This is a genomic window from Stagnihabitans tardus (assembly GCF_009925085.1).
Taxonomy (GTDB): Bacteria; Pseudomonadota; Alphaproteobacteria; order Rhodobacterales; family Rhodobacteraceae; genus Stagnihabitans; species Stagnihabitans tardus.
Window position 1 is genome coordinate 1 of the sequence record NZ_JAABNR010000041.1, and the last position, 22,059, is coordinate 22,059.

Here is a 22,059-nt window from a genome sequence, read left to right on the forward strand (position 1 = left end):
AAACTCGCCACGCGCACGGAACTCAGCGAGATCGAAGACGACCAGCTGGCCGCCTATGAGCGTTTCCTCGCGGATACGACCGGCGTGACCGACCTCAGCGGCTTCGAGATGGGGACGGGAACCTTCCTTCCTGCCGACGAGGTCTATCCCCTTGAGGAGACAAGCCCGGAAAGCCAGCGGCTCTTCGGTGAAGGCGAGACAGTCGAGGCGATGATCATCGCCACAGCGGCGCGCTATGAAACACACCCCGGTGTCGTGAAGGTCGGGCTCACGCCCATGACCTGGCGCATTCTTTTCCAGTCGCTGGTGAAGCAGGAAAGCGGATTTTCCAACGCGGCGATCAGCCCGGTCGGGGCCATGGGCTTTTGCCAATTGATGCCGGGCACTGCCGCCGATCTCGGCGTCGATCCGTCCGATCCGCTGCAGAACCTTGATGGTGGCGCGCGCTATCTTGCGACCCAGCTCAACAGCTTTGGCCGGATCGACTTCGCGCTCGCGGCCTATAACGCCGGGCCGGGCAACGTCCAGAAATACGGCGGCATCCCACCCTTCGAGGAAACCCAGAACTACGTCCGCCGGATTTCGGGCTACTACGACGCCTATCTCTCAGTGATCACCGGCGCGGACATGACGGGCACGTTGGCGGGGGTGGAGGGTGCGAGTGCCGAATGGGGCAACATGTCCTCAGCCTTCATCGGCTATTCCGGCCAGCAGTCGGGGCAGATCGAGGCGGCCATGGCGCGGATCAAGGGGTTCCTTGAAGAGGCTAAGCCCCAGACCCCGAAAGAAGCGGTCGACCAGAACACCTACATGCTCGCCGAACGCGCGCGCCTTATGGCCCTGACGCTGCGGCTGCGCGCGGGTGCCGTCAAAGTCGAGGCGGCCCGTGGGCTCTCGGACGCCGCGCAATCCCTGCAATACACCACCTTCTGGGAGTACACTCCGTGAGACCTGCCGTCCTTCGAACGAGGGCGCGTCTCGCGCTCGCCGTCTGTGCCTCGCTTCTGGCTGCGCCTGTTCTGGCCCAAGGCGTGCCCGTCATCGACGGCACCAACCTTGCCAAGAACATCGAGCAGCTGCAGGCGGCACTTCGCGATGCCGAAAACCAGATCGCGCAGATCGAAGAATTGAAGAAGCAGGTCGAGACCGGTCTCGAGCAGCTGACCAACCTCGAAGGCATCCTCGGATCAATCTCGGGCCTGAACGAGATCGCGAGCCTTTACAATTCGGTGGAGGACCTGCGCTCACGGGCGGCCAAGATCACCGATCTCTCCGATTTCCAGGATGCGCTGACCATCGGGGATTTCGATGGGCTCCTGGACAGCCTTCTAGATGGCGATGTGACCATGGGCGACAAGATGGCCGCCGAATACATGCGCGACACGCTGGAAGGGGCCGGCCTAACCTCGGAAACCCTGGCCGGGCTGTCCTCCTCCGCCAATCCGCAGGACAAGCTCATCGCGACGACCGCAGCGACGAGTGCCACGGCCATGGGCGTGGCGCAGCTTTCCTACGAGGAAGCCGCCCAAAGCCTCGCGCGGATCGACGGCCTTGTCGATGAGATCGCCAACCAGGAAGGCCTGAAGGAAAGCATTGACCTCAACACGCGGATGGCCGCCGAGACCAACTACATGCTCGGCCAGATGTGGCGGCTGAACGCGGCTGCAGGGCTGGCTGCGGGGCAGACGGGTGTCAACTGGGCCGCAGAACAGGCCAAGGAAAAAAGCTTCTTCGATTACTCGGGTGCTGAATGATGCGGCGGTCGTCTCACCAGATCGCGGCGGTTGTTGCCCTCGTCTGCCTCGCCAACTTCGCCGCAGCGGAGGACCTCGCCTCATTGAGCGACGTTCAGCTGGCTGAAAGAACCCGGGAAGCGGTAGGGGCGCAGGATGCGGAGGCCGCGCTAGACCTACTGACCGAAATGCAGCGGCGCGGGACTGGGATCTTCGCCGGAGTTAATAGGGCCACCTGCAACGAGGTGATCGACCTGCCCGCGGGGATCACCGACTGGCGCTTCAAGGGGGCCGCGCGGCAGGCCTACATCACAGCGGCTAAGAGAAAGTCTCTGGAAGCGGGAACATGCGGTTGCCTCTTCGATGGCTTCAGCTTTGACATGTTCACGTCGGAGATCCTGGGTAAGCCGGGTGCAGACCTCGTCAATGATGATCGTGTCGAGCTTGAGGGTTACCTCACGCAGCACCAACGCGAGACGGAGGCACGCTATCGCGACCTCGAGACCGTCTGCCGGTCCATGTGATTCATGGCCATCATCGCCGACATACTGACCCAGGTCGATGCTGCCGCTACCGCGGTGGGCGCCACGGCGTTCGATGCCGTGGCCGCCGAGATTGTGCCTATCTTCCGGGTCGGCTCGGTCCTGGTGGTAGCCCTGGTCGGCATCAACCTGATGGCACAGGCAGTGCCAATGACACTGCGCAACGGGCTCGGCCTGATGGTCCGCATCGCGGTGGCGTCGGCCTTCCTGTCGTCCTGGACGAACTTCAATTCGGTCTACGGTGTCCTGACCAATGCCCCGAGCGAGATCGGGGCTGTCGTCCTTGAGGCTTTCGGCGGAGGATCGGGCAATCTCTATGAGGGTCTCGATTCGCTCTACCTTCAGGCCCTCGATGTCGGGCAGGCAATCAGCCAGAACGGCAGCTATATCACCGGTGCCCTCGCGGGCCTTCTGATGTTCCTCGTGGCCGCGCTGATGGCAACCGTCTCGATCATCGTGATCTCGGCAGCGAAGATCATGATCGGCGTCCTCGTGATCTTCGCGCCGATCGCGATTGCCTGCACTCTCTTCAAGGTGACCGCACCTCTCTTCGATCGGTGGGTGAACCTCGCCCTCGGCTTTGCCTTCTATCCGATGCTGACCTCGGGCATGGCGGCCTTCACCATCGCGATCGCCCGCGACCTGACGCCAGCCTCTCTCGCCTCGGTGGAAACCATCGGCGATGTCCTGAGCTTTGTGGTCGTCATGATGCTCGGCACTGGCCTCATGGCAATGGTACCGACGATTGCGCAGTCGCTCGCGTCGACCGCAACCGGTCTTGGCAGCGTTGCAGCCTCAACCTTCCGCACCGCTGACAGCGTCAAGGGTTACGGACGCACCGGCATCGCGTCCGGGATCGGCGCAGGGCGGGGAGCGGCTGGATTGGATGCCGGCGGCCGCCGTCCCTCGGACGCTCGCCTGAACGGCAATGCCGCCGGACAGATCGGGCGGTCCGCGGTGCAGACCGCTATGCGGCTCGCTAGCAGGACACCGGACAAGAGCTGATGCCCCAGAATTCGAGAAGTGGAGGACCGCCCATGGAGGCGCATGGATTTGATGTCGATCTCGTTCTGGAGCCCCGTCTCTCAGCCCGACGTGCCTGGATTGTCGCGAGTGCCGCAAGCGGGCTGAGCCTGATCCTTGCGACCGCGTTGCTCCTCGTCCTGCCTTTGCGTGAAACCCAGGTCTTCACCGTCCTTGTCGATCGGCAGACCGGTGACGCCGAAAACATCCTGCAGGTTGCCCCGACTGGGATCGAGGATCAGGAGGCGCTGAAGCAGAGCCTTCTTGTCGCCTACGTCTCCGACCGCGAGGGATACTTCCTTCCCGGCATTCAGGCCCGGCTTGAGAGCGTCCAGCGCCGTTCGACCGGCGGGGCTGAGGAGAGTCTGCGGCTTCTCTGGTCGAAGGGCGGCGGTAATACCGCCTATCCGCCCGATGTCTATGGGCCCGGTGCGGAAGTCACGGTGACAGTGCGCCGGATCACGTTCCTTTCGCCGAACGTCGCCCAGATCCGTTTCCTGAAGACCCTGCGCAAGACGAAGCAGGATCCGGTGACCCAGCCCTTCGTCGCGACGGTCGAGTTCGCCTTCGAGCCGAAGACCGAACGCTCCCTCGCCCATGTCTGGGAAAACCCGCTCGGCTTCACCGTCTCGGCCTACCGCGTCGACGCCGAAACTCTGGAGTCCAATCCATGACCCGTTCTCTCCACCTCCCGGGGATTGTCCTCGCCAGTGTACTGGCTTCGGCATTTCCCACATTTGCCGAGGTGGCGCCCGCCTCGATGGGTGCCGACGCCCGGGTTCGCTCTGTCCTCTACAACCCTGTCGACGTGATCCGGCTCGACACGCATTTGCGGGTGAACACGGCAATCGAGCTCGGCGCCGGCGAGCGGATCGATTCCGTCCTTCTGGGCGACAGCGAGGCCTTCGAGGTCGAAGTGCTCTCGAACCGAACCACGGTCTCCGTGAAACCCCTGATCGCTGGGGCCGAGACCAACATGACGATCTATACGGGGCGGCGCACAATCTCGCTGTCGATCAGCGAGGGCTGGTCCCGCAACCCGACCTACCGGCTGGTCCTGCGATACCCCGAGACCGGCACGAGCCGCTCGGCCCGCAGCGCCGTGGCCGCAGGGTCGCGCGACATCGGCTATGCCTGGTCGGGCGACGAGACCCTGAAACCGGTCCATATCTGGAACGATGGGCAAGCGACCTACTTCGCCTTCGCACCAGGTCTCCGGCCTTCGATCTTCGGCGTCGATGCGACGGGCCGCGAGGTGACCCTGAACTCAGGCACGCGGGGCAGCATCGTCCGTGTCTCGGGCCTGCGCACCGCTTATTCGATCCGGATCGGCGGCCAAGTTCTGTGCATCGAACGGGTGGATGGCGGCGTGACCAGCGATCAGGCCCTGCTCGCCAAGCTTCAGGGTTGGGAGTTCTGACATGGCTGATCCGGAAATGACAAATCCGCAGAAGGGTACTGAGCCGGACTACCAGATCGATCGGCCAAAGCCGACGATGACCAGGCAGCAAAAACTTGGCATGGGTGCTCTGCTGGCAGGGGCCAGCCTTGCCGCGCTCTGGACGGTCTGGCCTTCCAGCCGCGCCATCCCGGATGTGGAAACCTCCGCCGTAGAGGAATTCCAGGACCAGGCGGGAGGCTCACCCTTCGGCGCCATCGAACCCGAACCAGAGGCGAAGCCCGCCGGGGATGGATTTTCCGACATCGAAGGGGAACTGGCGTCACAGCGCGAAGACCTCGAAGCGCGGAACGCCACACTCCAGTCCGAGGTCGAACGGCTACAACGCGAACTGGGTGATCTTGCCGACAGGGCCGATGCCGAGAAGGATCAGACCGCCAAGGAACTGGCGCTAGCCCTCGAAGAAGCACAGTCGCAGAACCTCGCTTTGATGGAGGACATGCGGCGGCAGTTCAATCAGGAGATCGCTGTCCTGAAAGCAAGCGCCGACGCTGCTGGTGCCGCTGACGCCGCTCGGGAAGCCGAATTGGCCGCCAAACGTGCCGAGCGCGAGGCGCAGCTCGCAGCCCGCGTGGCCTCGCCTTCGGTCGTCTTTGACGATGGCCAAAAGGGTGGGGCAGGGGATGCAGTCATGGGGATGTCCGAAGCCCCGGCCGAGGGTCGAGATGCTGCGGGGCGGGATTTCGTGCAATCGGGGCGCGAAGCCACCACCACGGAAGTGAGCCAGGTGATCGCGAATCCTTCGAACACCGTCCTTCAGGGTACGATGATCGAAGCGACCCTGGAGAATGCGGTCGACTCGAGCTTGCCTGGCCAGATCACAGCGATCGTGACCCGACCGGTTTGGTCCTTCGATCAGGCGCAAGTCTTGATCCCCGCCGGTTCGCGCCTCTTCGGAGACTACTCCTCGGACGTGGCCATCGGTCAGGGGCGCATCCTTGTCGCCTGGACCCGGCTCGTTACTCCCGATGGACAGTCCATGCAGATGGAAGCCTTCGGCGGCGATGCCCAGGGTCGGTCGGGCCTAACCGGCAAGGTCAACACCCGCTTTGGTGCCAGGTTCGGGTCGGCTGCACTCATCTCCCTTCTCGGAGCCGCCCCCGCTGTCGCCGCCGCGAAATACACCGACGAGATCAGTTCAGACACGGCCGAGAGCATGGGCGAGGACCTGAGCGCTGCCATGGGCTCAGCGGTCGAGGCCTATACGAGCCTGCCGCCGATCATCACGGTCGCGCCCGGGGCCGCGATCACGGTCATGGTCGACCGCGATCTGGAAATCTGGTGATGGATGATCGGCCGAGTTTCCTCGGGTCCTACCTGACGCCAATTGCGCCGCTGTTCCTGCGGGACGATCTTGTCGAGGTCGCGATCAACCCGGACGGAAAGGTCTGGATCGAGCGAAAGGGTGCGACGCACATGGAGCGGGTCGCGCATCTCTCGATTGATCGCGTCCTGTCGACCAACCTCGGCCAGGCCATCGCTTCCGCAGTCGGCGTGCAATTCTCCGACAAGAAGCCGACCGTCTCCGGAAAAATCGTCTCGGGTGACATGGCGATCCGGGCGCAGGTAGTCGCACCGCCCATCGTGGAAGGCGGGATGGCCATCACCTTCCGGCCGTTCAAAATCGCAACAGATCAACTGATCGAGCCGCGACTCTTGCATGGTGGTCTCGTCGATCTCGACGCCAAGCGTCGGGAAAGGGCAGGGGAGGCGATGAAACTGGCCGAGGCCGGGCAGGTCGTCGAGGCCATGCGGCTCTGCGTCGAGGAGCGCATGAACATCCTGATTTCTGGGGGCACTTCGACCGGCAAGACGACATTCGCACGGTCACTATTGTCGATGGTGGATCAAGGCGAGCGGATCCTGACCATCGAGGATGCCTACGAGCTCTTTCCCCGCCAGGAGAACGCCGTGGCACTTAAGGCAGACCGCACTGCCCAAGGAGAACGGACGCCTGCGCGATTGCTGGAAGCCTCCCTGCGGATGCGGCCGGATCGGATCATTCTGGGCGAACTGCGGGGCGAGGAAAGCCGGACCTTTCTCGAAGCGATCAACACTGGGCACGGTGGGTCGTTCACAACAATCCATGCAGACACAGCACGGAAGGCGATTGATCGGTTGGCAATCATGGTCATGGCCGCCGGGCTGGGCATGGGCTTCGAGGAGGTGAAGCGGTACTGCGAGGGGAGCGTGGATTTGGTGGTGCAGCTTTCGAGGGAAGGCGGGCGGCGTGGGGTGGCGGAGATACTGTGCCTTTGAGGATCGCGAAGGGCGGAAAGCGGACCTTCGCGCCTTGCATACGTCAACGTTCAAGAGCATCTTCGCCCAGCGTTGGCGGATGCAACTCGCTGCCGGTCCGAACCATCGAACGTCTGACGAGCACCAAAGCAGGTCAATGACATCGGCGGTGGGCTATGGAATGTCTGCGAGCGGATAGCCCCATGCGCCTTCCCATCCGCAGGCTTTCGCTGCGCAGAAGGCGGCATGTTGGAGAACCTGTTCTGGAGTATCTCCGCGCAATCTCGCCACAAGGTAGCCCGCGATGAAGGCATCGCCTGCGCCCATCGTGTCGACCACCGTGGCGGGCACAATTGGCTGTTCGATGCGGGTCTGACCATTGGCCCAGACTGCCCCCTTGTCGCCGCGCGTCACGCAGACGGTGTCCGGCCCAAGATCGAGAACCCGCCCGATGAGGGCGCTGACCGCCGTGTCCTGCAGCCCGGCGCCGGAGAGGAAGGCGGTGGTCACATGGGGGCAGACCTGCTCCAGATAGGCCGGGTCGTGCAGGGTCGAGAAATCGAAGGACACCTCGCGCGCAGAAGCCCGGATGCGGGGCAGTTCGGGTTCCAGATAGCTGAAGCAGCTGGAATGGACATGGCCCTTCGCCGCGATCAGCGCGAGGTCATCCTCGTCCATCCTGAGCATCAGCTTGCGCCGGATGCCGCCCCGGTTCGACGCGACGAAGACCCGGTCTCCGTCCGCATCATGCGTGACCTGCGCCTTGCCGTTCGGCCCTTCTACCCGGCGCAGATGGGCGGTCGAGAGGCCTTCGGCGGCCATGCAGGCGCGGACATGATCGCCCTCACGGTCATTCCCGACGATGCCCATGTAGGCCACGTCGGCAAGCCCGAAGCGGCGGGCCAGAACGGCCACGTTCAGCGCGTTGCCGCCGGGGAAGAACTCGCCCCGGTCAAGGTAGAGGTCGACGACATTGTCGCCGATGCAGAGAAGTCCGTTCGTCATGCTGGCTCCGTCCTGGAGGGGGCAGGACTGGCCCGCCCCCTGACCTTTCGTCAATAGTCCATCTTCCACATGTAGCGCCGCACGGTCAGCGGATGGCCGCGGCTGTCGGCCAGCTTGTCGCAATAGACGCGCAGGAGCGTGCCGAAGGCCATGTGCTCGACATGTTCCACGACCTCGGGATCGATCACGCCGAGGCCCAGTTCCTCGGCGCAGAGCGTGGTCACGCGCTGGCTGTACTTAGTCACGAAATCCAACCCCCGGTCATCCATCTTGCGGCTTGCGCCAAGGCCGCGCAGCACGATGAAGGGCACGTCGAAATCGGTGATCTCGAAGGGTCCGTGGAAGTATTCGCCCGCGTGGATGCCGGCGGAGTGGATCCACTGCATCTCCTGGAAGATGCAGATGGCATAGGAATAGGCGGTGGCATAGTTCGCGCCGGCGCCCATGGTGTAGATCACCGGCTCGCGCTTGTGGCTTTCGGCGAAAGTGGCGATCCGGTCGGCATGGGCGGAGATGGCGGTGTCGATCAGCGCGGGCAGGGCGGTCAGGGCCTTTTCCACCTTTTGCGCCAGGGGGTTGGCTTCGCGCGCGGCGAGGATGCCGAAGGTCAGCCGGGCCATGACGGCGGCGGAATGGTCGGTCGCAAAGGTCTTGGGGGCGTGGGTGTAGTAGACCGGGAACTCGACCGCTTCGTCCAGCGGGCTGCCGGGCAGGTTGGTCAGCGCGATGGTCAGCGCGCCCTTGGCCCGGGCGAAGCGCGCCGCCTCGACCGTTTCGGGCGTGGTTCCAGAATGCGAACACAGAATCACGGCCGAGGTTGGCCCCAGCCGCGCCGGGTTGCGGGCCATGAACTCGGCGGCGTTCAGCGCGTGTCCGGCGATGGTCTTCGCATGACGATCGACCGCATACTGGTTCGGCAGCATCAGCGCATAGGACCCGCCGCAGGCGACGAAATAGATCTCGGTCAGTGCAGGCCGGGCCTTTGCGGCGGCAAGAGCGGCGGCGATCTGCGCCTCGGTCGGGAAGGGTTTGTCGGTCATCTGGTCCTCTCATCAGGCAAGGTTGGGCCGGTCCCGGAAACGGCGTTCCGGGGGGCGGCAGGTCGGCAATGGGTTGGGCGCTACTGGGGAAAGCCCCCCGGATGGCCACAGCAGGCGGCAGCGCAGGTGTGGCCCGCTGCCATGGCCTTGGGCACCGAGGCCCCGTTGAGACGCGCGGCCAGAAAGCCCGCGATGTAAGCGTCGCCAGCGCCGGTGGTGTCGACTGGGGTGATCGCCGGGGCAGCGGCGCGGAAAGTCTGTCCGCCGATCAGGGCAAGACTGCCCCGTGCGCCCAGCGTGACGACGGCCCCCTTTGCGCCTTGCGCCACCAGTTCCGCAGCGCGCGCCTCGGCATGGTCGGCCTGCGCTTCGGACAACGAAGCAAAGGCGATGGTCAGCCCCTCCACATCCAGATCCTCCGGCGCCGCGTTCACCGAGACATCCTGCGACAGGCTGACCCCGTCACGCGCCAGCACCCGGCGCGCATGGCCGCCATCCTGCAGCCAGCCGATATGGACATGCCGGGCCGCCGAGAGCGCACGCAGGCGGGCGGCATCGGGCACCCAGCCCGCGCAAGCCCCGAAATCCTCGGTCAGGATGGTGCGGTTTCCGTCAGGGGCAACGGTCAGGCAGGTGACGGAGGTCGGCGGCTGGCGCCGTTCCACCAGCGATACATCCACATCCTTCACGGCCAGCGCGGCAAGCACCCGGTCGCCGTCGGCTTCACCCGCCGGGCCGACCGCACCGCAATAGGCCGTGCGGAGGCCAAGCATCGCGCCCTGCACCGCCACGTTGACCGCGTTGCCGCCCACCAGATCGGCCGTGACCGCACCGGTCAGCCGGTCGATGCAGTTGTCGCCCAGGGCTATCAGGTCGAACGTGGTCATCCGATGGTCGCCCCGCGCGAGGCCATGTTGTCCTTCAGGTCATGCCAGGCAAGGACCGGGCGGCGATACCAGGTCTGGCCGTGGAAGAAGGGCCGCGTCTCCAGCTCCAGCCCGTCCAGCGCCGTCTCCCCGCCCCTGCCCAGCATCTTCTGCGCCAGCTTCATCCCGAGGTAGGACGACATGGCGACGCCAGTGCCGTTGTAGCCGATGGCATAGCCCATGCGCCCGTGCAGGCCCACATGCGGCAGGTGGCTGAAGGTGGCGCCGACAAAGCCGGTCCAGACATGGGCGATCTTCACGCCCTCCAGCTGCGGGAAGAGCCGAAGGATGTTGCGACGCACCCGCGGCAGGCAGGCCGCGACATCGTCCACCTTCACCGGAACCACGGTGCCAATCACCACCCGGTCGCCGTCGGGCGAGGGCCGGTGATAGGTCACGTTCATCCGGGTGTCATAGACCATCGACGCCCGGGGATAGAGCGCACGAACCGCTGCAGGGTCCATCGCTTCGGTCGCCGTCACCACCGAGGCCAGCGACACCACCCGCCGCCGCATCCACTTTGACGCGCCGTCGGTGTAGCCGTCGGTTGCCATCACCAGGTGTGCTGCGCGGACCGTGCGGATTCCGGCAAGACAGGTGATGTGGTCGCCCTGGTCCTCGATCTGCGACACCCGGGTCTTGGGCGCAAAGCGCACACCTGCCGCAAGGCAGAGCCGCACGAGTTCCGCGACCAGCCGCCCGGGGTGCAGGCTGGCCCAGTCCGGCAGATGCACCCCGCCATGAAACTGCGGCGAGGCGACGAAATCGCTGACACGGGCCTTCGGGATTTCCTCTCCCTCTACCCCGAGCCGTGCATTCTGGCGCAGGAAGTGGCGCAGGCCCTCCATCCGGTCGGGGCGATGCGCGCCGATGAAATGGCCGCAGACGCTGTAATTGCAGGCGATGCCCTCTTCCGCCACGAACCGGCGCAAGTGACGATGCGCTTCGATCCCGGTCGACAGGATGGCCCGCGCACGATCCTCGCCATACTTCGCGATGAAATCGTCCAGGTCCGGCTTCATTTCCGAGGAAACCTGCCCGCCGTTCCGGGTGGAACACCCCCAGCCGATCTCTCCCGCGTCGCAGACCACGACCTGCCGTCCGCCGCGCGCCAGATGCAGCGCGGTGTAAAGGCCGGTGAAGCCCGAGCCGACCACCAGCACGTCCTCGCGCGGCTCGACCGTCGAGGCGGGGACCTGTGGCAAGGCCATCTCGGCCCGCCAGAGGGGGGTGTCGCTGTGTCCCTGGAAGGCGTCCATCTCAGTAGGCCACGCGCTTGTAGTAGCGGCGCGTCACCAGCGGGTGGTTCCGCATCACCTCCAGATGCGCCGAAAGCCGTTCCAGCACGGTTGCGAGAAGCGCCGGAGCCAACATCGCCCGCAAATCGGACGACAGGCCGGTGGTCGCAAGGTCGCGGGTATCCAGCACCGTCAGTTTGTCGGTATAGCCCTTCGCAAAGGCAATCACGCGGTCGGTCAGCGGGCGGGCTTCATCTTCACCCGCGAAGACCACGACCGAAACGCCCTTTTCCACCAGCTCCAGCGTGCCGTGGAAGAAGTCCGAAGCATGGACGGGCCGGGTGCGGATCCACTGCATCTCTTCTAGGATGCACATGCCATAGTAGTAGGCCTCGGGCCAGGCCGCGCCCGACCCAGTCAGGATGTGCCAGCCATCGGCGGCAATCGCCCGGGCTAGTGAATCGGCGCGCGGCTCGAACGACTGTTTCACCGCAAGAAGCTGCTGCGGCAGACCCGCAAGCTCGGCGATGATCCGATCGTAGTCAGACCGCTCGCCCCGCGCCTGCATCGCCGCCAGCGCCGCCACCAGCGAGGTGACGTAGAACATCTCGCACGAGGTGTCGTCCTCGGCAAAGTTGACGAAGCTGTGGTCGGCCCCCTTGGCCAGCGGCGTGTCGGCGTGGCCGGTGATCGAGATCACGGTGGCCCCGCGCGCCTTGACGTACTCCATCGCCGCGATGCTTTCCTTGGTCGTGCCGGAGAGCGACGGCATGATGACCACCGACTTCGGCCCCAGCGCCACGTGGCCGGTCAGCACGACTTCGGCGCAGAGGACGTTGTGGCAGGGCAGCTTGGACGCACGGCGCATCAGGTCGGTCGCCGGCTGCATCAGGATGCCCGCGCCGCCCGACCCCATGAAGAAGAGGCTGTCGGCCCCCTCGGCCACCAGCCGCCCGACCACTGCGCCAAGGTCGCGGGCGATGGTCACGGTCCCGGTCTGGATGCGCAGGAAGCGGGCGGGGTCGAAGTTCAGCATGGTCTTTCCTTTCGAGAACCAGTTGGGCGGATCAGAGCCGAAGGCCGCTGTCGCCGGAAAAAAGATGCGCGCGGCCCGGCTGGGGCTGCACGGTCAGGCCGCCGTCCGCGGCAAAGTCATGCTCGCCGTCCAGCTGCACGGTCAGGCTCTGGCCGTCGGGCAGGCGGGCATAGGCATAGGTCACGCCGCCCAGCCGCTCACTGGCCTGCACCTGCACCGGCGCACCGGGTCCGGCGGCCAGATGCTCGGGCCGGATGCCAAGGGTGACTTCGGCGCCAATCACGGGCAGATGGTCGACCGCCACATCGCAGACCAGACCGGCGGCATCGACGCGGGCCTGTCCAGCCACGGTCGCCGTCACCCGCGCCTTCAGGAGGTTCATCTTCGGGCTGCCGATGAAACCCGCGACGAAGGTGTTGGCGGGGCGGCGGTAGATCTCCAGCGGCGCGCCGATCTGTTCGACCAGCCCGTCGCGCAAGACGACGATCTTGTCGGCCAGCGTCATCGCCTCGATCTGGTCGTGGGTGACGTAGACCATCGTCGCCTGCAATTCGCGGTGCAGCTGCGCCAGTTCGATCCGCATCTGCAGCCGGAGGCTGGCATCGAGGTTCGACAGGGGCTCATCGAAGAGAAAGACCTTGGGGTTGCGCACGATGGCCCGGCCGATGGCAACGCGCTGGCGCTGGCCGCCGGAAAGCTCCTTCGGCAACCGCTTCAGCAGCGGGCCAAGTTGCAGGATTTCCGCCGCCCGGGCAATCTTGCGGGCGGCCTCGTCCTTCGGCGTCTTCGCCACCTTCAGCGCGAAGCCCATGTTCTGTTCCACGGTCTTGTGTGGGTAGAGCGCATAGGACTGGAACACCATCGCGATACCGCGATCGGCCGGGCGCACGTCGTTCATCCGCTGGCCGTCGATCACCAGATCGCCCCGGCTGATCGACTCCAGCCCCGCGATCATCCGCAGAAGCGTGGACTTGCCGCAGCCCGACGGCCCGACGATCACCACGAACTCGCGTTCGGCGATGTCGATATCGATGCCGCGAACGGCCTCATAGGTTCCGTATCGCTTGGCGATACCCTTGATCTGCATGTAGGCCATGGGCGAACTCATTTGACGGCGCCGCTGGTCAGACCGCCGACAAACTGGCGCTGCATGACCAGGAAGGTCGCAAGGATGGGAAGGATGGAAAGAGCCAGTCCGGCCATGAGAACGCCCCAGTCGGCCCGCAGGGCGACGGCAAAGCTCATCACGCCGATGGTTACGGTCTTGACGGATTCGCTTTCGACGAAGGTCAGCGCGAAGATGAACTCGTTCCAGACCCGCATCGCCGAGATCAGACCGGCCGAGGCCAGGATCGGGCGGCAGAGCGGCAGGTAGACCTCGCGGAAGATGCGCGCCTCGCCCGCGCCGTCCATTAGCGCGGCTTCGCGCAGCTCGCCTGGAATGCCGGTCATGTAGGCACGGATCAGGAAGGTGGTGAAGGGAAGCCCGAAGGCCACGTTCGGCAGGATCAGCGCGAAGTAGGTGTTGTAAAGCCCGGTCTCGGCCATGACACGGAAGAGCGGGATCAGGCTGACCTCGGGCGGCAGGATCGCGCCCCCAAGGATCAGCGTGTAGATCGCCGCCTTGGCCCGGAAGTTCAGCACAACCAGCGCATAGGCCGCCATCGTGGCCAGCGAAAGCTCGACTACCACCGTCGCCGTGGTGACGACCAGCGAGTTCAAGAGGTAGCGCGAGATGCCGTAGTTCCAGGCGGTCGAGAAGTTCTCCCAATGCCAGACCTTGGGCAGGCCCCAGGTGGCGGCGAACATGTCGTTCGTGGTCTTGAAGGCGTTCAGGAAGAGCCAGACCATCGGGTAGACGCAGATGACGGCCAGAGTCAGGAAGACGGCCCAGAGGAGGATGCGGTTCAGCACGGCAAGGGCGGGGAAGGGGCGCGCGGCGGCCATCTCAGCGGTCCTTCTGCAGCTTGATCTGCACCAGGCCGATGGTCAGCGCGATGAAGAAGATCACCGTGGCGATGGCCGAGGAATAGCCCACCATGTCGTCGCGGAAGGCGGCGCGGTACATCATCGTACCCAGCACCTCGGACGCGTGGTTCGGCCCGCCCGCCGTCATCACCCAGACGATGTCGAAGACCTTGAGCGAGCCCAGGATGGTGACGATGGTCACGATCAGGATTGTCTCGCGCACGCCCGGCACGGTGATGTGCCAGAACTGCTGCACGCCCGAGGCGCCGTCGATCTCCATCGCCTCGTACAGGTCGCGCGGCACGGCCCGGATGGCGACCATGAACAGCGCCATGATGTAGCCCGTCCACTGCCACTGGCTGACGAAGATCACCGCGAAGATGGCGGTGTCGGGCTCGCCCAGCCAGGCCTTCGACCAGGACGACAGGCCGGTTTCCCACAGGATCTGGTCGATCAGCCCGGTCATCGGGGTGAGGAGCAGTTGCCAGACCAGCCCGACCACCACCACCGGCAGGATCGAGGGCAGGAACAGCGCGGTCCGGAACAGGTTGGCCGAGAAATCCGGGAAGATCCGCGCCTCCAGCACGGCGGCCAGCACCAGCGCGATGCCGACCTGGCAGGTCACCGAGATCGCCGCATAGGCCGCGTTGTTGGTCAGCGCGGTCATGAAGCGGGGGTCATTCCACAGCCGCAGATAGTTCTCGAAGCCCACGAAATCCCAGTCCAGCGACATGGCGGAAAAGGAAAACAGGCTGAAACGGATGTTGGTCAGCGCGGGGCCGTAGACGAAGACCGCCAGGAACAGAAGCGCCGGCGCGACCCAGAGCCAGCCTTGCAGGCTTTGCCGCCACGTCGCGCGGATGGGGTCTTGGCTGTCGGGCATCGGGTGTCCTGTCGCGGGCAAGTGCGGGAGCGGGAAAGGGCGCTTAAGGGAAAGGCCGGGCGGCAAGGGCGCGCCGCCCGGCGATCGGTCCGGCGGGGGAGTTACCGCTGGGCCTGGGTTTCCTTGGCCGCGGCGCGGACTTTCTCCATCACCGCTTCCGGCGTCTCTTCACCCGACAACAGGCCCTGTCCGGCCGCGAGGATCACGTTGGCCGAGGCGGTGTCCATGTCGGTGTCCAGCCACAGCGCCATGCCCGCCGCATCCTCCAGCGCCTTCAGCCCGGCAAGGGTCTCCGGCGTGGTGGTCGCCTCTGTGACCGAACCGATCACCGCCGAGGTCATGCCCGTGGTCGAGACATACTTGGCCGCCTGCTCCGGCGAGGTGATGAAGTTCAGGAAGGCCAGCGCCTCTTCGGGATGCTCAGTCTTGGACGAGACCAGGAACCCGTCCGGCGCCCCGGTCAGCAGGTCGTTGCGGCCCGCAGCACCTTCCATCGGCGGCATCGGGAAGAAGCCCCAGCCCTGCTCGGCCACCGGCGTGTCGGCCAGCATGTAGAACTCGACCAGCTCCAGGTAGACCATGGCCGAGCGGCCGGCGATGAAGGCGCCGCGGGCCTGCTGGTGCGAGATCGCATTGGCGCCGCTGTTGAAATAGCCCTTGTCGCCGAAGGACTTGTACAGCGCCAGCGCCTCGACATAGCCGGGGTGGGTGTAAAGCTGGTCGGCCGGGGCCAGAAGCTGGTAGTCGGCCTGGCGCACCTCGTCGGGGACCATCTTGGCGAAGAGGTCGCCGATGTAGTGGGTGGCCGCCCAGGGCGCCTGGTTGCCATAGGCGATCGGCACTTCCCCTGCCGCCAGAAGCGCGTCGTTCAGCGCGATGAATTCGGCGAAGGTGGTCGGCACGGAAAGGCCGTGCTTTTCGAAGATCGCCTTGTTGTAGATCATGTACTTGCTGTCGACGTTCACCGGGATGCCGAACTGCTTGCCCTCGAACTGGAAGGGCTCCAGCGAGGCGGCGGCGAAGCGGCCCTGCCATTCCGGGCCCTTCAGCGCCTCGGTCAGGTCCAGCGTGCGGCCCTCGCGGGCGAACTTGCGGCCGAACTCGCCCGACCAGGAGAAGTAGATGTCCGGCACCTGGTCCGAGGCCATCAGGACGCGGATCTTGTCCTTGTAGGGCTCGTCCGCCACCGCCTCCATTACGATGTCGATGGTGGGGTTGGCCGCTTCGAACTCGGCCACTGCGGCGTCGAAGTAGGCCATGTTCTCAGGCTCGGGGAACTTGTGCAGGAAACTGACCACGGTCTTGTCCTGGGCCAGCCCCGGCAGCGATGCCAGGATTCCGGTCGCCAGTGCGGTCACGGCGAGAAGGTGCTTCATCGAACTCTCCCTTGTTGGTTGACCGGACTATACCAGTTTGTCCGGCTTTGCTGGTGTTGGTATATTGGTATCCATACCAAGTGGACCAGCGCAACGATTTTCTTGCTGCAGTCTGCGCATTTTTTTCATGCTGCATAGCGGCATAGCGGCGCCGTGAGTGGCTTTTTCGATTGCTTGTATCGCGTTCGTGGTATAGCAACTTGCGCAGTTTGCCCCTACTACGTCCGGAAAATCGGGGGGTTTTCAATGCGTGTCCTACTGTCGGTGTATACCAAATGCCCATCCCTAACTTCATCAGTCAGGATCAGCGCCCCGGCTCGGCGCTGGCCCGGGTGCACCTGCTCTTGCGCAATCTCATGCTGGAAACCGGCATGTCGCACGGCGATCGCATCCCGTCCGAGCGTGAACTGGCCGAACGATTCGGGATCTCGCGCATGACCGTGCGTAAGGCGCTGAATCAGCTTGTTGACGCGGGGCATCTTGAACGCCGCGGCACGGCAGGCACGTTCTTGCCCGAACCCGCTGTCGTGCGGCCGCTGTCCAAGCGGGTCTCGACGGCGATCTCGGAAATCGTGGGCCAGGCCGGTCATAAACCCGGCGCGCGCCTTCTATTCTTCGAGCAGGCGCAGGCCGATGCAAATATCGCACGCCGACTGCACCTGGACGAAGGTGCGCCGATCATCGTGATCAAGCGGCTTCGCCTGTCAGATGCGGTGCCCTTCTGCGTCGAGACCAGCTACCTGCCGCAACACCGTATCCCCGGGCTTGTGGCCGCCGATGTGTTCGCTGCGCCATCGCTTTACGCCCTTTTGCGCGAACGCTTTGGCATGACCTTCGCGACCTCGGACTTCCACGTCAGCGTTGCCGCTGCCCCGGAGATCGAGGCAGACCTTCTTGGCCTTGCCCCGGGAGTAGGCGCCCTTGCCATGCGCTCGACCGTCTACGACCGCGACGGCCAACCGGCCGAGTTCCTGATTTCCTGGAACCACCCTGACCGCGTAGCGTTCGAATCCCTGCGCGATGATACAGGCCCGGTGAAGAGTGTTTTCACCGACTGGGCAAGTCCAACGCTTTGAAGGCATGACTGCGAAGCGTCATTGTCCGCTTTGGGCCGTATTTGCCCGTAGGAGCATGCGGTGAGGTTCAGCGGCCAAGCTCCGCTTAGACCCGAGCCGGCAATTTCCGTGTGCGCTTGGCGCTCTTCGCAATTTCCTGAAACACCCGTGCCGCTTCTCCGAAGACCTCGGCACCCGCAGGTCCAGCGGACGCAGTCAACCCTGACAGCTTCCCGACAGGCGCTAGCCTACGATCCGCCCCGCCCCCTTGTATTGTCGGCAACGCTTTCCCCTTCCGCGCCCGATCAATCGGCCCAAAATGCCGATCCTCGTAGTAGCGGATGTGTCGCGCCCGGATCGGATACTGTCCCTCGGGCAGCACTAGCACCTCATCCAACGGAAACCGCAGCACCTCGTTCGCCGAGATCAGCGGCCGCTCCTCGGAACGCCGGCTGACATTGGCACTGTCCTCCAACGCCCGTACCCGCGACTGGCTTTCGGTCACGGCGGTGATGGTGGAGCGCCCCAAGGCATTCGACAGCACCTCGGCCGTCCGGTCATCCTGCGGTGTCATGTAGATCTGCACACCAGCCCCGCCCTGCAGGGACCTCCGTCCAGTTTCGCCATAGATGTCATCGAGACCAGGGATGGTCTGGGAGATGATGAAGAACCGGCCGCCGAAGCTGCGGATGGTCTTGATGGAAGAGAGGACAAGGGGCTGGCGTCCGAGCTGGTCGAACTCGTCCATCAGGAACATGACTGCATGGGGTTCGTCCGGCCCGGGCTCGCGGCGCTGGAGGGACGCGATGGCATCCGCGAAGAGAAGGCGGACGAGGGGGGCGAGGGTTTTCAGGTGCTCGGACTGGACGACGATGTAAAGGCTTTGAGGATCGCGACGGAAGGTTGAGAAGTCGAAGTCGCTGGCTGACGTCACTCGGTCGACCGCGGGATCGTTCCAAAGTTCGAGACCGGATCCCTGGATGACGGACACATAGGCCCCGAGGGTTTTTTCCGGAACGTCAGCCATCTCGAGGAAGGTGCGGGAGACGATCGGGATGTTCGTCGTCTCGGCAATGGCGGTGTAGCTCTTCTTCTTGTCGCCGCCACCGGCCATGATCTCACCGGCAAAGCCCAAAGTCGGGCGGCGCTGTTCGATGGCGTAGAGGCACGAGGCGATGAAGAGCCGTTTGCCAGCATTGAAGAAGCTCTGCGCACTTTCGCCTTCCGGGATGAGGAAAAGGTCAGCCATCGAGTTCAGCGCAGTGTACTGACGCTCGGCGGAGGGCAGGGCGGCGATCCGGGCGAGTGGGTTGAACCGGTGCGAACCTCGGTCTTCATCGAAGGGCGAGAAGTACCAAATGCCGTTCTTCAGTCCATGTTTGCGGTGGATGGAGGTCTTCGCGAAGTTCTCGCCCTTCACGTCGAGGATGATCGCCGAGCCTGAAAAGTGCAGAAGGTTCGGGATGACGAAGCCGACGCCCTTCCCGCGGCCCGTGGGTGCAATCATCATCGCATGCGGGAAACGGTCGGGCGGCGCCATCACAAACGGTGCGTCAGACTTCGGGAGGCCGAGCTTGCCGAAGATGAAACCGTTCTTATCGAGGGTTCCGACCATGTGGTTGCGCTTCAACTCGCGGCGCGACTGGAAATGCGCATCGTCGTATTGGTTGAGGCGGCCGCGGTGCACCCCGGCTAATCCGACGAGCGTCAGGGCGACTGTGACGGCGACAGTGATGATCAGCGCGCCCTGCAGGACCGAAGGCCGCGCGGCGAGGTCGGCCCATGCATAGCGCAGAAACCAGGGGCCTATGGGGCTAAGCGTATCGAGGCTCTCCCGGAAGGCAGTGATCACGTAGATCGTCGCCAGCATGCCGCCAATGTAGAGACCGGTCATGAGGCCAAGGAGCAGCGCCAGTGGATACCGCCAGGCCGTGTCGAGGTGCGAGAGCATGGGTCTGTCCTCAGAGTTCGTGGCCGGTGTCGCGTTCGGTGGTGCGGTCGCGCTGCCCCAATTCAGCGGCGCGATACTGCGCCCGTGCCAGGTCTGCCCAGGGTCCGACCTCACCCGATTGGCCGAGGTCGCCGTCATTCTTCAGCTCATGCGCGACGGCCGCCCTGAGGGCTGGATCTCGGACCTGCTCGTTGAGCGGGGCCAGATCGCCGGACCGAACGCGGTCGAGATCCTCGGGTTTCAGGGTATCGTGCAGGCGATCAACGATGGCTTCCAGCGCGGGCACCTCCGAGAGCTTCATATTGCGATCGGCGGTGAGCAATTGGTCGCGCGCAATGGCCTCCATCAACTCCGGCGCAAAGTTGAAAGCGGCGACTTCTGCCCGAACCTCCTGGCCGAGGGCGCGCTCCGTTTCCATCCAGAACACCTTTTGCATCGTGTTCGGCTGCTCCGTGATCCAGCTCGCCCACTGGCCTTCGCTACGCTCGGCCAAACTGAAGCGGGCGACCATTTCCTCGACTGAGGTGCCTGCTATGCGAAGCTCATCTTCCCGGATCGAGAAGAGCGCCGTCAGCCGTTCGCCGATCTCGTCGCGAACATGGGCAAGGGTCGCGCGTAGACCTTCATCGAGAGAAACACCCTCGGTCTGGCCCTGCTCCAGTCGCGCAAGCGAGGCGAGGGTCGGATTGTGATAGGGATCTGCACTCCGGTCGACGACTTGCGCATGCTCTGCCAGGAGGACGCTGTCGGGGGCGAGTTTCAGGGAGGCGCGTGCCTGTTCGGCAAAGCTTCGTTCAAGGTCAACCCGTTCGGCCGAGGGTTCCATGGCACGGATTGCCTCCCAGGCCTCAGTGGCCGAAGCGATCATCTCGCTGCGCGCAGCCTCAACCCGTGCGGCGGGATCGCCTTCGGCATGAAGCGAGTGATCGGGCATCAGGGGAACTCCTTGTCTGAGAGCGGCGGCGGAGGCGCCAAGCGCCCGAGCCAGCCGTGAAAGGTAGGAAGAGCTGCCCGCCTCAGCGCCAGTTGCGGCGGCAAGACCGGCCAGGTCGCCTAAGGCGTCGTATTCGCGGGCGAAGCCCTGCAACGCAGCAAGCCGTCGGCTCCGCTCTCCGTCGGACAGCGGCGGCGGGGCAGGGGGCATGGCCTTCCCACCCTGACGCGAGGCCCGCAGCTCGGACTGTCGTGGCGGGTTCTCGATAATGCCGCGCGAAAGGCGCGATGAGGCGAGGATATTCAGCCCATGCGACTGGCTGATCTCGGCGTGAAGCTCGCGCATCACATCGAAGTTCAGCGCGGCATGACGACAGATCGACAGGAACCGGCCTTCCTCGATCCCGTGTTTGTCGACCACGAAATGCGCATGCAGGTGGTCGGTGTCCTTGTGAAGCGCCGCGACATAGCGCCAGACATCCCCATATTCACCGGACCCGAACACAGCCTGACCCCATTCCCGGGCGATGACCTCGGCGCGTTCGGTGTCCACCCCTCGGGGAAAACTCAATACGATATGATCCGCGTGTCCCCGACGCGGCGCGCCGGTCCAGGTCGAAGACCAGATGTCCGCCGTTCGCTCCGTTCGCGCGGGATCGAAGTCACGCTCATAGCCCGCCAAATTACACCAGGTGCTCTGCACCCCCTCTTCCCGAGCTACGTAGTCGAGAAGGCGCTTCAGCTCTTGCGGCGTTCGGGCACTGCCCCCTGCGACGCGTTTGATGACCGACTGCCAGCCGCGTGGCCCTCCAGCGTTCCGCAAAAGCGCCCGGGTCTGACGTTCCTCGCGCGTGCCGAGACGGGAGGAACCGCCATCGCCGCCGCCGCGCCCACGACGCCGGTCGTCAAGAACATGACCGAGAACAAGATCCTCGACGGAAGGAGACCGGGTCATTTCGGCGCCTCGACATAGGCGTTAGCAGCAGGAGCGAAGGAAGAGGTTTGATCGCCAAGTCCCTGCTTGGCCCTCAGTGCCGAGAGGAGGTGGACAACCTCTTCGACGAGGTTATCGACCCGCGCGCCGACCTTGCGCACGAGGGCGGCATCGCCGGCATTCCAAGTCAGGCGTCCGACCGCCCCCAGACGGGCGATCTGGTTGAGGTTGTTGCCGACAGCCGACAACTCCCGCCTGGCTGCAGCGATGGCGTCTAGCTCGGCTGCCTGGATGGCCAGACGATCGCTTGCCTGTCTGACCAGATACCGGACTGCCTCCGAAACCGTCAGACCGCTTGCCTCGGCAACCGCCTGAAAGGCTGCATGCTCGTCTTCCGTGATGCGGATGTTGAGCTTCACGGAAAGCCGCAGCACCTCTTTCCTATCAAGGCTGCCCTTGATCCGTGACAGCGCCTGGCGGGAACGGCCCATAGACCTCGCCACGGCCGCGACGCTCTCGCCAGCGAGGAGCCGCGCCGTGATGGCGGTAGTCTCGGCAGAGGTCAGGCGTGAGCGTGGCATTGCATCATTACATGTGTTTTGCAGTCATTGCGCATCATGTACCACACACCACCGTTCCTGCCAACCGTCCTCACCGGCCGGTTTCCGCTCCTCTGAAGAGGAGCCCGCGTGCGGAAACCGGACAGCCGGTGAGGACTC

General features: G+C 64.6%; 21 protein-coding genes. 9 read left to right on the plus strand and 12 right to left on the minus strand.

Annotated features, from left to right (window positions below):
• The 8 genes from GV832_RS20445 to virB11 form a co-directional block, all read left to right on the plus strand.
• Positions 1 to 948, plus strand: a 948-nt coding sequence (locus tag GV832_RS20445) for a lytic transglycosylase domain-containing protein (protein WP_168776732.1), incomplete at its 5' end; no start/stop codon positions are given.
• On the plus strand, positions 945 to 1,754 hold the full coding sequence (locus GV832_RS20450; RefSeq protein ID WP_168776733.1) for a type IV secretion system protein: 810 nt from the start codon (positions 945 to 947) through the stop codon (positions 1,752 to 1,754). The genes GV832_RS20445 and GV832_RS20450, both read left to right, overlap by 4 nt.
• Complete coding sequence (locus GV832_RS20455; protein WP_168776734.1) at positions 1,751 to 2,257, plus strand: hypothetical protein; 507 nt, start codon at positions 1,751 to 1,753, stop codon at positions 2,255 to 2,257. The genes GV832_RS20450 and GV832_RS20455 overlap by 4 nt, the downstream gene beginning before the upstream one ends.
• Before the next feature lie 3 nt (positions 2,258 to 2,260).
• A complete protein-coding gene (locus GV832_RS20460; RefSeq protein ID WP_168776735.1) occupies positions 2,261 to 3,280 on the plus strand; it encodes a TrbL/VirB6 family protein in 1,020 nt (339 codons plus the stop codon).
• A gap of 32 nt (positions 3,281 to 3,312) precedes the next feature.
• Complete coding sequence (locus tag GV832_RS20465) at positions 3,313 to 3,972, plus strand: VirB8 family type IV secretion system protein (RefSeq protein WP_168776736.1); 660 nt, start codon at positions 3,313 to 3,315, stop codon at positions 3,970 to 3,972.
• Positions 3,969 to 4,718, plus strand: coding sequence for a TrbG/VirB9 family P-type conjugative transfer protein (locus tag GV832_RS20470; protein ID WP_168776737.1), 750 nt, complete (start codon positions 3,969 to 3,971; stop codon positions 4,716 to 4,718). The genes GV832_RS20465 and GV832_RS20470 overlap by 4 nt, the downstream gene beginning before the upstream one ends.
• A gap of 1 nt (position 4,719) precedes the next feature.
• Complete coding sequence (locus GV832_RS20475) at positions 4,720 to 6,042, plus strand: TrbI/VirB10 family protein (protein WP_168776738.1); 1,323 nt, start codon at positions 4,720 to 4,722, stop codon at positions 6,040 to 6,042.
• A complete protein-coding gene (gene virB11 / locus GV832_RS20480) occupies positions 6,042 to 7,016 on the plus strand; it encodes a P-type DNA transfer ATPase VirB11 (protein WP_168776739.1) in 975 nt (324 codons plus the stop codon). The genes GV832_RS20475 and virB11 overlap by 1 nt, the downstream gene beginning before the upstream one ends.
• Positions 7,017 to 7,169: 153 nt before the next feature.
• Here virB11 and GV832_RS20485 read toward each other — a convergent pair whose 3' ends face one another.
• The 9 genes from GV832_RS20485 to GV832_RS20525 form a co-directional block, all read right to left on the minus strand.
• On the minus strand, positions 7,170 to 8,000 hold the full coding sequence (locus GV832_RS20485; RefSeq protein WP_168776740.1) for a PfkB family carbohydrate kinase: 831 nt from the start codon (positions 7,998 to 8,000) through the stop codon (positions 7,170 to 7,172).
• A 50-nt stretch (positions 8,001 to 8,050) separates the two neighbouring features.
• Positions 8,051 to 9,040 carry an SIS domain-containing protein gene (locus GV832_RS20490; protein WP_168776741.1) on the minus strand — a complete coding sequence of 330 codons (990 nt, stop codon included), beginning with the start codon at positions 9,038 to 9,040 and terminating at the stop codon, positions 8,051 to 8,053.
• A gap of 80 nt (positions 9,041 to 9,120) precedes the next feature.
• The gene (locus tag GV832_RS20495) at positions 9,121 to 9,927 is read right to left on the minus strand and encodes a PfkB family carbohydrate kinase (RefSeq protein ID WP_168776742.1); all 807 of its coding nucleotides are present in this window, start codon (positions 9,925 to 9,927) and stop codon (positions 9,121 to 9,123) included.
• Entirely contained in the window at positions 9,924 to 11,225 is a 1,302-nt protein-coding gene (locus tag GV832_RS20500; protein WP_168776743.1) for an NAD(P)/FAD-dependent oxidoreductase, read from the minus strand. The genes GV832_RS20495 and GV832_RS20500 overlap by 4 nt, the downstream gene beginning before the upstream one ends.
• Position 11,226: 1 nt before the next feature.
• Complete coding sequence (locus GV832_RS20505) at positions 11,227 to 12,240, minus strand: SIS domain-containing protein (protein ID WP_168776744.1); 1,014 nt, start codon at positions 12,238 to 12,240, stop codon at positions 11,227 to 11,229.
• Positions 12,241 to 12,271: 31 nt separating this feature from the next.
• Positions 12,272 to 13,336, minus strand: a complete 1,065-nt coding sequence (locus GV832_RS20510) for an ABC transporter ATP-binding protein (protein ID WP_168776745.1) — start codon at positions 13,334 to 13,336, stop codon at positions 12,272 to 12,274.
• Between the two features lie 8 nt (positions 13,337 to 13,344).
• The gene (locus GV832_RS20515) at positions 13,345 to 14,187 is read right to left on the minus strand and encodes a carbohydrate ABC transporter permease (RefSeq protein WP_168776746.1); all 843 of its coding nucleotides are present in this window, start codon (positions 14,185 to 14,187) and stop codon (positions 13,345 to 13,347) included.
• A 1-nt stretch (position 14,188) separates the two neighbouring features.
• Positions 14,189 to 15,091, minus strand: a complete 903-nt coding sequence (locus GV832_RS20520; RefSeq protein ID WP_168776747.1) for a carbohydrate ABC transporter permease — start codon at positions 15,089 to 15,091, stop codon at positions 14,189 to 14,191.
• 101 nt (positions 15,092 to 15,192) lie between these two features.
• On the minus strand, positions 15,193 to 16,467 hold the full coding sequence (locus tag GV832_RS20525; RefSeq protein ID WP_168776748.1) for an ABC transporter substrate-binding protein: 1,275 nt from the start codon (positions 16,465 to 16,467) through the stop codon (positions 15,193 to 15,195).
• 275 nt (positions 16,468 to 16,742) lie between these two features.
• Here GV832_RS20525 and GV832_RS20530 point away from each other — a divergent pair, with 275 nt between their 5' ends.
• Positions 16,743 to 17,543 (plus strand): GntR family transcriptional regulator, encoded by an 801-nt coding sequence (locus GV832_RS20530; protein ID WP_168776749.1) that lies wholly within the window; start codon positions 16,743 to 16,745, stop codon positions 17,541 to 17,543.
• Between the two features lie 85 nt (positions 17,544 to 17,628).
• Here the strand turns inward: GV832_RS20530 and GV832_RS20535 are convergent, their stop codons facing one another.
• Genes GV832_RS20535 through GV832_RS20545 form a run of 3 tightly spaced genes read right to left on the minus strand, consistent with a single transcriptional unit; the run spans position 17,629 to position 21,831 of the window.
• The gene (locus GV832_RS20535) at positions 17,629 to 19,473 is read right to left on the minus strand and encodes a type IV secretory system conjugative DNA transfer family protein (RefSeq protein ID WP_168776750.1); all 1,845 of its coding nucleotides are present in this window, start codon (positions 19,471 to 19,473) and stop codon (positions 17,629 to 17,631) included.
• A 10-nt stretch (positions 19,474 to 19,483) separates the two neighbouring features.
• Positions 19,484 to 21,361, minus strand: a complete 1,878-nt coding sequence (locus GV832_RS20540; RefSeq protein WP_168776751.1) for a relaxase/mobilization nuclease domain-containing protein — start codon at positions 21,359 to 21,361, stop codon at positions 19,484 to 19,486.
• On the minus strand, positions 21,358 to 21,831 hold the full coding sequence (locus tag GV832_RS20545) for a plasmid mobilization protein (RefSeq protein WP_168776752.1): 474 nt from the start codon (positions 21,829 to 21,831) through the stop codon (positions 21,358 to 21,360). Before GV832_RS20545 ends, GV832_RS20540 begins: the two co-directional genes overlap by 4 nt.
• Between the last annotated feature and the right edge of the window lie 228 nt (positions 21,832 to 22,059).

Bases quoted from the DNA above. Each gene is read 5' to 3' on its own strand.
- GV832_RS20495 (WP_168776742.1), bottom strand. From the start codon at position 9,927: ATGACCACGTTCGACCTGATAGCCCTGGGCGACAACTGCATCGACCGG.
- GV832_RS20520 (WP_168776747.1), bottom strand. From the start codon at position 15,091: ATGCCCGACAGCCAAGACCCCATCCGCGCGACGTGGCGGCAAAGCCTG.
- GV832_RS20470 (WP_168776737.1), top strand. From the start codon at position 3,969: ATGACCCGTTCTCTCCACCTCCCGGGGATTGTCCTCGCCAGTGTACTG.
- GV832_RS20460 (WP_168776735.1), top strand. From the start codon at position 2,261: ATGGCCATCATCGCCGACATACTGACCCAGGTCGATGCTGCCGCTACC.
- GV832_RS20505 (WP_168776744.1), bottom strand. From the start codon at position 12,240: ATGCTGAACTTCGACCCCGCCCGCTTCCTGCGCATCCAGACCGGGACC.
- GV832_RS20455 (WP_168776734.1), top strand. From the start codon at position 1,751: ATGATGCGGCGGTCGTCTCACCAGATCGCGGCGGTTGTTGCCCTCGTC.
- GV832_RS20500 (WP_168776743.1), bottom strand. From the start codon at position 11,225: ATGGACGCCTTCCAGGGACACAGCGACACCCCCCTCTGGCGGGCCGAG.
- GV832_RS20535 (WP_168776750.1), bottom strand. From the start codon at position 19,473: ATGCTCTCGCACCTCGACACGGCCTGGCGGTATCCACTGGCGCTGCTC.
- GV832_RS20475 (WP_168776738.1), top strand. From the start codon at position 4,720: ATGGCTGATCCGGAAATGACAAATCCGCAGAAGGGTACTGAGCCGGAC.
- GV832_RS20510 (WP_168776745.1), bottom strand. From the start codon at position 13,336: ATGGCCTACATGCAGATCAAGGGTATCGCCAAGCGATACGGAACCTAT.
- GV832_RS20515 (WP_168776746.1), bottom strand. From the start codon at position 14,187: ATGGCCGCCGCGCGCCCCTTCCCCGCCCTTGCCGTGCTGAACCGCATC.
- GV832_RS20545 (WP_168776752.1), bottom strand. From the start codon at position 21,831: ATGGGCCGTTCCCGCCAGGCGCTGTCACGGATCAAGGGCAGCCTTGAT.
- GV832_RS20540 (WP_168776751.1), bottom strand. From the start codon at position 21,361: ATGACCCGGTCTCCTTCCGTCGAGGATCTTGTTCTCGGTCATGTTCTT.
- GV832_RS20485 (WP_168776740.1), bottom strand. From the start codon at position 8,000: ATGACGAACGGACTTCTCTGCATCGGCGACAATGTCGTCGACCTCTAC.
- GV832_RS20530 (WP_168776749.1), top strand. From the start codon at position 16,743: ATGCCCATCCCTAACTTCATCAGTCAGGATCAGCGCCCCGGCTCGGCG.
- GV832_RS20465 (WP_168776736.1), top strand. From the start codon at position 3,313: ATGGAGGCGCATGGATTTGATGTCGATCTCGTTCTGGAGCCCCGTCTC.
- virB11 (WP_168776739.1), top strand. From the start codon at position 6,042: ATGGATGATCGGCCGAGTTTCCTCGGGTCCTACCTGACGCCAATTGCG.
- GV832_RS20525 (WP_168776748.1), bottom strand. From the start codon at position 16,467: ATGAAGCACCTTCTCGCCGTGACCGCACTGGCGACCGGAATCCTGGCA.
- GV832_RS20490 (WP_168776741.1), bottom strand. From the start codon at position 9,040: ATGACCGACAAACCCTTCCCGACCGAGGCGCAGATCGCCGCCGCTCTT.